Origin of the sequence: Allobosea sp., from assembly GCF_048595345.1 — a bacterium.
GTDB lineage: Bacteria > Pseudomonadota > Alphaproteobacteria > Rhizobiales > Beijerinckiaceae > Allobosea.
On record NZ_JBMDWH010000188.1, the window covers coordinates 1 to 8926 of the forward strand.

Sequence of the window (8926 nt, forward strand, 5' to 3'; positions counted from 1 at the left end):
TCGTGTGGAAGCTCTCGGCGCGCACCGCGTCAAGAGCCGGCCGCGCCCATCCGGCCGGCTAAACGTCTCGCTTGCCAATCGCGGCTGTTTCTGCGATACGCGCGTCCTTCGATCGCCCGGCTGATAAGGGCTGCCGTGGCGATCGATCTTTGCTTCCTGAAAGCAAGATTTGGCCGAAGCCGCCGCAAGGCGCGCTGGCCTATGACCGATAGGAGCTGAAATGCCCAAGATGAAGACCAAATCGGCCGCCAAGAAGCGGTTCAAGATCACCGGTACCGGCAAGGTGCTCTACGCCCAGGCCGGCAAGCGTCACGGGATGATCAAGCGGACCAACAAGCAGATCCGCAATCACCGCGGCACCACCACCCTGTTCGAGGGTGATGCGGCCAACGTGAAGAAGTATTTCCTCCCCAACGGCTGACGCCACCTGAGACACCGGAGATCATAAAATGGCTCGCGTGAAACGGGGCGTAACGTCCCATGCCAAGCACAAGAAGGTTTTCAAGGCTGCGAAGGGCTTTTACGGCCGTCGCAAGAACACGATCCGCGCCGCCAAGGCGGCCGTCGATCGCTCGATGCAGTACGCCTATCGCGACCGCAAGAACAAGAAGCGCTCGTTCCGCGCTCTCTGGATCCAGCGTCTCAACGCTGCGGTGCGCGAGCACGGCCTGACCTATTCGGTCTTCATCGGCGGCCTGATCAAGGCCGGCATCGAGCTGGACCGCAAGACCCTGTCGGCCATGGCCATCGACGATGCGGCGTCCTTCGCCGCGGTGGTCGAGACCGTGAAGGGCGCGCTCGGCACGGAAGCCCAGGCCGCCTGAGCGGACCGGTTTCGACGGATTTGGAAAAGGTCGGCGGAAACGCCGGCCTTTTTCTTTGGCTGTATCGGTTTTGAATGAGGCGAGGACAGCGCGGGGAACCCTCTCCTGTAAGGAGAGGGCAGGGTGAGGTGTCGGCCGTTGGAAGCTGCGGCCGTAACCTGACCGCAGCTGCAGTCCGGTCGGTGCGCCTTACTGGGCTAGGGACCAACACCTCACCGCTACCCCTGTCCTTACAGGAGAGGGGTCCCGCGCCCCTTTGGTGGAAGCTTACGTCTGCACGCTGCCGTTCGCCGGCGGGTTCCAGCTATCACCGGACGTCTCGACGATGCAATGATACGCCTCCTCCGGCGTGTCGGCATAGGAGAACAGCGTCAGGTCCTCCGCCCTGATGAATCCGGCCTCCCGCATCGTGTCGAGGTTCAGCAGCCCCTTCCAATAGGCCGAATCGAACAGGACGACCGGCACCGGCGGCATTTTCCCGGTCTGCACCAGCGTCATGATCTCGAAGAGCTCGTCCAACGTGCCGAAGCCCCCGGGGAAGACCACGAGCGCGGCCGCCCGCATCGCCAGATGCATCTTCCGCATCGCGAAATAGTGGAAGAGGAAGGTCAGGTCCGGCGTCGAGAAGGCGTTCGGCTCCTGCTCATGCGGGAGGGTGATGTTGAAGCCGATCGAAATCGCGCCGGCTTCCGCCGCCCCTCGATTGGCGGCCTCCATGATGCCCGGCCCGCCGCCGGTGGCGATGACATGGTAGCGGCCCGCTTCGCCGTCCCGCAGAGCGCCGCCTCGCAGCGAGGCCAGATGCGCGAAGGCCCGCGCGGCCTCATAGCGCGGATCGCCCTCCCGCACGCGGGCAGAGCCGAAGACGACGAGGGTCGAGAGCACGCCGCGCGCCCTCAGCGCATCCTCGGCCTTCTGGTATTCGAGCATGAAGCGGGCGCCGCGGGTCGAGTCGCCGAGGATGAAGTCGCTGTCCAGCGCCGCCAGCCGATAGGATGGCGAACGCTTCTGCGCGGTATTGTCGGCCATGGTGCGCTCCTGCATCTGTCGGCAAAGTGTCGGAGCGCTCTGGCATAAGCCGGTGGTTCCCGCTAGAACGCGCCGGTTCTGATGCCTTCAAACGCTTGCGACTGTTCATGACCGATCTCGCCACTCTGGAACGCAACGTTCTCGCCGCGCTCGACGCGGCAGGCAACGAGGCTGCCGTCGAGGATGTCCGAATCGGCGCGCTCGGCAAGTCCGGCTCGATTTCCGGCCTGCTCAAGACCCTGGGCGCGATGACGCCGGAGGAGCGCAAGGAGAAGGGCCCGCAGATCAACGGACTGCGCGACCGCGTGCAGAGCGCCATCGCTGCCCGCAAGGAGGCGCTGGGCGAGGCGGCGCTCGAGGCCCGTCTCGCTTCCGAGCGCGTCGATATTTCCCTGCCTGTGCAGGAGGGGCCCGAGTCGCGCGGGCGCATCCACCCGATCAGCCAGGTCATCGACGAGATCACCGCGATCTTCGGCGATATGGGCTTCGCCATCGCCGAGGGGCCGGATGTCGAGACCGACGATCTCAACTTCACCAAGCTGAACTTCCCCGTCGGCCATCCGGCCCGGGAGATGCACGACACCTTCTTCTTCGCGCCCGGCGCCGATGGCGAGCGCAAGCTGCTGCGGACCCATACCTCTCCGGTGCAGGTCCGCACCATGCTGGCGCAAGAGCCACCGATCCGGGTGATCTGTCCTGGCCGCACCTATCGCAACGACTCTGACCAGACCCATACCCCGATGTTCCATCAGGTCGAGGGGCTGGTGATCGACAAATCGGCCCATCTCGGCCATCTGAAGTGGATTCTCGAGGAGTTCTGCAAATCCTTCTTCGAGATCGACGATGTGAAGATGCGCTTCCGCCCGTCCTTCTTCCCCTTCACCGAGCCCTCGATGGAGGTGGACATCCAGTGCTCGCGCAAGGGCGGCGAAATCCGCTTCGGCGAGGGCGAGGACTGGCTGGAGATTCTCGGCTGCGGCATGGTTCACCCGAACGTGCTGAAGAATTGCGGGCTCGACCCGGACATCTATCAGGGCTTCGCCTGGGGCATGGGCATCGACCGCATCGCCATGCTCAAATACGGCATGCCTGACCTGCGCCCCTTCTTCGAGGCGGATGTGCGCTGGCTCGCGCATTACGGTTTCCGCCCGCTCGATCTGCCGACCCTGACGGGCGGTTTGTCCTCGTGACGATCGCGTCCTTGCAAAGGAGGGCGGCATGACGCCTGCGGGCTGGGCGGCGGTCGCCGCCGGTCTCGTCCTCGCGACCAATCTCGCCAGCCAGGCGATTGCGATCTGGCGGCTGCGTCGGCCGTTGGAGCGTTCGGCCCTGCTCGCCGAGCTGCCGCCGGTGACGATCGTGCGGCCGGTGCGAGGCATCGAGGCCTTCAGCCGCGAGACCGCCGTCTCGGGGCTGGAGCTCGATTATCCGCGCTACAGCACGATTTTTTGCGTCGCGGACGCTCATGACCCCATCATCCCGCTGGTCGAGGAGCTGATCGGCCGCTACGGCGCCGAGAAGGTGCGGCTGATCGTCGGGGACGTTCCCGTCAGCGCCAACCCCAAGCTCAACAACTGCGTGCGCGGCTGGGAGGAGGCGACGACCGATTGGGTCATCCTCGCCGATTCCAACGTGCTGATGCCGAAGGATTATATCCAGCGCATGCTGGCGGCCTGGCGCCCTGATACCGGCCTCGTCTGCTCGACGCCGGCCGGCTCCCGGCCGCAGAGCTTCGGCGCCGAGGTGGAGTGCGCCTTTCTCAATGCGTTCCAGGCGCGCTGGCAATATGTCGGCGAAGCGCTGGGCATGGGCTTCGCGCAGGGCAAGTCGATGCTCTGGAACAAGCCCTTCCTCGACGCCAATGGCGGCATTGCCGCGCTCGGCGCCGAGATCGCGGAGGATGCGGCCTCGACCAAGCTCGTGCGTGCGGCGGGCAAGCATGTCCATCTCGTCGGCCAGCCTTTCGAGCAGCCGCTCGGCCCGCGCAGGCTGGCGGATGCGGTGCAGCGCCAGTTCCGCTGGGCCCGGCTGCGGCGCGTGACATTCCTGCCTTACTTCATGCTGGAGCTGATATCGGCGCCGCTGCTGGCGGCGGTTCTGGCCGCCTTCGGCGCCCCCGCGCTCGGCCTGCCGGTCTGGCTCGCGCCGCTGCTGGCCCTCGGGCTCTGGTATGCGGGCGACATCGCCTTGTCGGCGAGCACGGGCTGGTTCATGAACTGGCGCACGCCGCTCGCCATGCTGGTGCGCGACATCGCCTTTCCCGGCGTCTGGGCTTACGCATTCGTCGGCGGCGAGGTGAGCTGGCGCGGCAATGCGATGAAGATCGCGACCGATGGTGACAATCGGCTGAACGATGCCGTTCCCGGCCTGACCACCGCCAAGATTTCCGATTGATCCCGAGCCTGTCTGTCTAGCGATGAAGTTCACGATCTCCTGGCTCAAAGAGCATCTCGAAACCGACGCCTCCGTGACGGAGATCGCCGAAACCCTGACGCGCGTCGGCCTGGAGGTCGAGGCGATCGAGGATAAGGCCAAGGCGCTGGCACCCTTCACCATCGCCTATGTCATCGAGGCCAAGCAGCACCCCAATGCCGATCGGCTGCGCGTCTGCATGGTCGATACCGGTGCCGGCGAGCCCGTGCAGGTGGTCTGCGGCGCGCCCAATGCCCGCACCGGCATGAAGAGCGTCTTCTCCCCGCCCGGCACATATATCCCCGGCAAGGACATCACACTCGGCAAGGGCGTGATCCGCGGCGTCGAATCCAACGGCATGCTCTGCTCCGCCGCCGAGCTGATGATCTCGGAGGATCACGACGGCATCATCGATCTGCCGGACGATGCCCCCGTCGGTCAGCCCTATGCCGCCTATGCCGGGCTCGGCGATGCGGTGATCGAGATCGCGGTGACGCCGAACCGTGCCGATGCGCTGGGCGTGGCCGGCATCGCCCGCGACCTCGCGGCCGCCGGCCTCGGCACGCTGAAAACGGCGCCGATCCAGCCGGTGAGCGGCAGCTTCCCGTGCCCGGTTTCGGTGACGCTCGATTTTGCGGAAGACGACCGCAAGCTCTGCCCCGCCTTCGGGCTGCGCCTCGTGCGCGGGGTGAAGAACGGCCCGTCGCCGGACTGGCTGCAGGCGCGCCTGCGCGCCGTGGGGCTGCGCCCCATCAACGCACTGGTCGACATCACCAACTTCATGACGCTGGACCGTAACCGCCCGCTCCACGTCTTCGACGCGGCGAAGGTGAAGGGCCATCTCACCGTACGCCGGGCGACGGACGGAGAGACGATCCTCGCGCTCGACGGCAAGACCTACGCGCTTACGGGCGAGCAGGTGGTCATTGCCGATGACAACGGCGTCGAATCGCTCGCCGGCATCATGGGCGGCGAGGCCTCGGGCTGCGACGAGGCCACCACCGATGTGTTGATCGAGAGCGCGCTCTGGGACCCGCTGAACATCGCCCGCTCCGGCCGCGCGCTCGGCATCAACTCCGATGCGCGCTACCGTTTCGAGCGCGGCGTCGATCCGGACTTCGCCCTTCCGGGCCTCGAACGCGCCACCGCCATGGTCTTGGATCTCTGCGGCGGGCAAGCGTCCGAGATCGTCCTCGCCGGGCAGATCCCGGCCGCGCCTGTCGCGATCGACTTCCCCTTCGCCGAGGTGAAGCGCCTCACGGGCCTCGAACTGCCGCAGGCCGAGATGCTGCAGGCGCTGACCTCGCTCGGCTTCGCGGTGTCGGGCTCGGGCGAGCGCGTCACCGTCTCGGTGCCGTCCTGGCGGGCCGATGTCGGTGGCAAGGCCGATCTGGTCGAGGAGATCGTCCGCATCGCCGGGCTCGACCGTGTCGTCTCCACCCCGCTGCCGCGCATCAAAGGCGAGGTGGTGAAGCCCGTTCTCACCGTGCTCCAGAAGCGCACGCGGCTCGCCAAGCGCACGCTGGCGGCGCGCGGCCTCGTCGAGGGCGTGACCTGGTCCTTCATCTCCAAGGATCAGGCGACCCTGTTCGGTGGCGGCTCGCCGGCTTTGGCGCTCGCCAATCCGATCGCGGCCGATCTGTCGGATATGCGCCCCTCTCTGCTGCCAGGCCTGATCCGCGCCGCTCAGAGCAATGCCGATCGCGGCTATCCCGATGTCGCGCTGTTCGAGGTCGGCCAGATCTTCCTCAGCGATGAGCCGGAGGGCCAGAAGATGGCCGCCACCGCCCTGCGGCGTGGCACGGCGCACCTGGCGGGGCAGGGGCGTCATTGGGACGGCGCCGCCAAGCCGGTCGACGTGTTCGATGCCAAGGCCGATGCGCTGGCGCTGCTCGCCGGCCTCGGCGTGCCGGTCGGCGGCCTGCAGATCGTCCCGGAAGGCCCTGCCTGGGCTCATCCCGGCCGTTCGGCCACGCTGCGCTTCGGCCCCAAGGGCGTCATCGGCGGCTTCGGCGAGGTGCATCCGCGCATCCTGAAGGCGCTCGACGTCAAGGGCCCGCTGGTCGCCTTCGAGATCCATCTCGATGCGCTGCCGGCCCCGAAGGCCAAGCCGACCAAGGTGAAGCCCAAGCTTGTTCTGTCCGATTTCCAGCCGCTGACCCGCGATTTCGCCTTCATCGTCGATCAATCCGTTGCGGCGGGGGACATGGCGAAGACCGCGCAGAACGCCGACCGCGCCTTGATAGCCGGCGCGAACGTCTTCGACATCTATGAGGGCCAGGGCGTCGAGGCCGGCAAGAAGTCGGTCGCGCTCGCCGTGACGCTCCAGCCGACCGAAAAGACGCTGACCGACAGCGAGATCGAGGCGGTGGGCGGCAAGATCGTCGCAGAGATGGCCAAGCGCTACGGCGCGACGCTGCGGGGTTGAGGCGGCTGCTCCTTCTCCCTTGGGGAGAAGGGAGGGTGCCCCACCATTGATCAGGATTATGTAATAATCCGCGGCAGAACTCGCCGCGCTTTCGCGCTATCCGCAACAGATTATTGCAGAAATCCTTTCGATGACGATCACCGACGTTCCTGTCGCCGACAGCCTGTTTCCCGGTTTCCGCCTGCTCGATGTCCGAACCTCGGGCGCGCGCATTCGCGTCCGCACGGGCGGGCAGGGGCCGGCGCTGCTGCTGCTGCACGGCTATCCGCAGACTCATGTGCTCTGGCACAAGGTGGCCGAGCGGCTGAAGGATCGCTTCACGCTCGTCTGCGCCGATCTGCGCGGCTATGGCGACAGCGAAAAGCCGCCGACCGATGCCGACCACGCGCCGTATTCCAAGCGCGCCATGGCGCAGGACATGGCCGAGTTGATGAGCGCGCTCGGTCATGAGCGCTTTTTCGTCGGGGCGCATGATCGCGGCGCCCGGGTCGCCCATCGCCTCACGCTCGACCATGCCGACCGCGTTTTGAAGCTCGCCACGTTGGACATCGCTCCGACGCGGGAAATGTATGCCGGCACCACCGACGCCTTCGCCCGCGCCTATTGGCACTGGTTCTTCCTGATCCAGCCGGCGCCCTTTCCCGAGCGCATGATCGGGGCCGATCCGGAAGCCTTCTGGCGCAAGAAATGCGGCTCGGGCTCGGCCGGACTGACGCCCTTCGCGCGGGAAGCGTTGGCGCATTACCTGCGCTGCTTCGCCGATCCGGCCGTGATCCACGGCTCCTGCGAGGATTACCGCGCCGCCGCGACCATCGATATCCGCCATGACGACGAGGATGGCGGACGAAAGCTCGCCCAGCCGCTGCTCGCGCTCTGGGGCGGCAACGGCATCATCGGCACATGCTTCGATCCGCTGGCGCTGTGGCGCGAGCGTGCGCAGGATGTGCGCGGCCATGCCCTCCCGGGTGGGCACTACCTCGCTGAAGAACTGCCCGACCAGGTCGCGCAGGAGTTCGCGACCTTCTTCGGAGCCGCATCATGAGCCGCACCAACCGCGTCTATCGCATCGCCGTCATCCCGGGCGATGGCATCGGCAAGGAGGTCATGCCGGAAGGCCTGCGCGTTCTGGAGGCCGCCGCCAAGCGCTACGGCTTCGAACTTCAACTCGACGAGTTCGATTTCTCCTCCTGCGACTACTACGCCAGGCATGGCCGCATGCTGCCGGAGGACTGGAAGGAACGGATCTCCGGCCATGACGCGCTCTATTTCGGCGCGGTCGGCATGCCGGCACAGGTGCCGGACCATATCTCGCTCTGGGGCTCGCTGCTGCTGTTCCGGCGCGAGTTCGACCAGTATGTGAACCTCCGTCCCGTGCGGCTGATGCCGGGCGTGCCCGGCCCGCTCGTCGGCCGCAAGCCGGGGGATATCGACTTCTTCGTGGTGCGGGAAAACACCGAGGGCGAGTATTCCTCGGTCGGCGGGCGCATGTATGCAGGCACCGAGCGCGAGATCGTCATCCAGGAGACGGTGATGAGCCGCGTGGGCGTCGACCGCGTGCTGAAATACGCCTTCGAACTGGCGCAGCGCCGCCCGCGCCGGAAGCTGACCTCCGCGACCAAATCCAACGGCATCTCCATCACCATGCCCTATTGGGACGAGCGGGTGAAGGAAATGGCGAAGCAGTATCCCGATGTCGCGGTCGATCAATACCATATCGACATTCTGACCGCGCATTTCGTGCTGAATCCCGACCGGTTCGACGTGGTCGTCGCCTCCAATCTGTTCGGCGACATCCTGTCGGATCTCGGCCCGGCCTGCACCGGCACCATCGGCATCGCGCCGTCGGGGAACATCAACCCGACCGGGGAATTCCCCTCGCTGTTCGAGCCGGTTCACGGCTCGGCGCCCGATATCGCCGGGCAGGGCATCGCCAATCCGGTCGGCATGATCTGGTCCGGCGCCATGATGCTCGACCATCTCGGCGAGCATGATGCGGCCAAGGGCATCGAGGCCGCGATCGAGCGGGCGCTGGGCGATGCCCGCACCCGCACCCGCGATCTGGGCGGAACATTGGGCACCGAGGCTGCCGGCAAGGCGGTGGCGCAGGCGCTGGGCTGAGCCGGCAACACGGCGCATCGCGCCGCAATCAGAGCCGCGGATGCGGCCGGAGCATGGACAAGGGGGGCATTCGCCCATGGATTTGACGTCGTTTTCGCTGAGCGATCCGCTGCTT

The 8926-nt window shown here is 66.5% G+C and carries 8 protein-coding genes; 7 read left to right on the forward strand and 1 reads right to left on the reverse strand.

The window, feature by feature from the left end; translation table 11 throughout:
* Positions 1 to 220: 220 nt before the first annotated feature.
* Together rpmI and rplT are read left to right on the forward strand one after the other, a co-directional pair.
* The gene (gene rpmI, locus ACOJTB_RS16720) at positions 221 to 421 is read left to right on the forward strand and encodes a 50S ribosomal protein L35 (RefSeq protein ID WP_038361062.1); all 201 of its coding nucleotides are present in this window, start codon (positions 221 to 223) and stop codon (positions 419 to 421) included.
* A 28-nt stretch (positions 422 to 449) separates the two neighbouring features.
* Positions 450 to 824 carry a 50S ribosomal protein L20 gene (gene rplT / locus ACOJTB_RS16725; RefSeq protein ID WP_420103657.1) on the forward strand — a complete coding sequence of 125 codons (375 nt, stop codon included), beginning with the start codon at positions 450 to 452 and terminating at the stop codon, positions 822 to 824.
* Between the two features lie 267 nt (positions 825 to 1091).
* Here the strand turns inward: rplT and ACOJTB_RS16730 are convergent, their stop codons facing one another.
* The gene (locus ACOJTB_RS16730; RefSeq protein WP_420103658.1) at positions 1092 to 1853 is read right to left on the reverse strand and encodes an LOG family protein; all 762 of its coding nucleotides are present in this window, start codon (positions 1851 to 1853) and stop codon (positions 1092 to 1094) included.
* 107 nt (positions 1854 to 1960) lie between these two features.
* On the opposite strand from ACOJTB_RS16730, the gene pheS reads away from it, so the two are divergent.
* The 5 genes from pheS to ACOJTB_RS16755 all read left to right on the forward strand — a co-directional run bounded on the left by pheS (position 1961) and on the right by ACOJTB_RS16755 (position 8811).
* Positions 1961 to 3043: a phenylalanine--tRNA ligase subunit alpha gene (gene pheS / locus ACOJTB_RS16735; RefSeq protein ID WP_420103659.1), complete on the forward strand. Its 1083-nt coding sequence runs from the start codon at positions 1961 to 1963 to the stop codon at positions 3041 to 3043.
* A 28-nt stretch (positions 3044 to 3071) separates the two neighbouring features.
* Positions 3072 to 4247 (forward strand): ceramide glucosyltransferase, encoded by a 1176-nt coding sequence (locus ACOJTB_RS16740; RefSeq protein ID WP_420103660.1) that lies wholly within the window; start codon positions 3072 to 3074, stop codon positions 4245 to 4247.
* A gap of 22 nt (positions 4248 to 4269) precedes the next feature.
* A complete protein-coding gene (pheT, locus tag ACOJTB_RS16745) occupies positions 4270 to 6693 on the forward strand; it encodes a phenylalanine--tRNA ligase subunit beta (protein ID WP_420103661.1) in 2424 nt (807 codons plus the stop codon).
* Between the two features lie 130 nt (positions 6694 to 6823).
* Positions 6824 to 7735: an alpha/beta fold hydrolase gene (locus ACOJTB_RS16750; protein WP_420103662.1), complete on the forward strand. Its 912-nt coding sequence runs from the start codon at positions 6824 to 6826 to the stop codon at positions 7733 to 7735.
* A complete protein-coding gene (locus ACOJTB_RS16755; RefSeq protein ID WP_420103663.1) occupies positions 7732 to 8811 on the forward strand; it encodes a tartrate dehydrogenase in 1080 nt (359 codons plus the stop codon). The genes ACOJTB_RS16750 and ACOJTB_RS16755 overlap by 4 nt, the downstream gene beginning before the upstream one ends.
* The last annotated feature ends 115 nt before the right edge of the window (positions 8812 to 8926 follow it).

What these genes read in the sequence shown, in the direction of transcription:
- rpmI (WP_038361062.1), top strand. Translation starts at nt 221, where the DNA reads ATGCCCAAGATGAAGACCAAATCGGCCGCCAAGAAGCGGTTCAAGATC.
- ACOJTB_RS16730 (WP_420103658.1), bottom strand. Translation starts at nt 1,853, where the DNA reads ATGGCCGACAATACCGCGCAGAAGCGTTCGCCATCCTATCGGCTGGCG.
- ACOJTB_RS16755 (WP_420103663.1), top strand. Translation starts at nt 7,732, where the DNA reads ATGAGCCGCACCAACCGCGTCTATCGCATCGCCGTCATCCCGGGCGAT.
- pheT (WP_420103661.1), top strand. Translation starts at nt 4,270, where the DNA reads ATGAAGTTCACGATCTCCTGGCTCAAAGAGCATCTCGAAACCGACGCC.
- rplT (WP_420103657.1), top strand. Translation starts at nt 450, where the DNA reads ATGGCTCGCGTGAAACGGGGCGTAACGTCCCATGCCAAGCACAAGAAG.
- ACOJTB_RS16740 (WP_420103660.1), top strand. Translation starts at nt 3,072, where the DNA reads ATGACGCCTGCGGGCTGGGCGGCGGTCGCCGCCGGTCTCGTCCTCGCG.
- pheS (WP_420103659.1), top strand. Translation starts at nt 1,961, where the DNA reads ATGACCGATCTCGCCACTCTGGAACGCAACGTTCTCGCCGCGCTCGAC.
- ACOJTB_RS16750 (WP_420103662.1), top strand. Translation starts at nt 6,824, where the DNA reads ATGACGATCACCGACGTTCCTGTCGCCGACAGCCTGTTTCCCGGTTTC.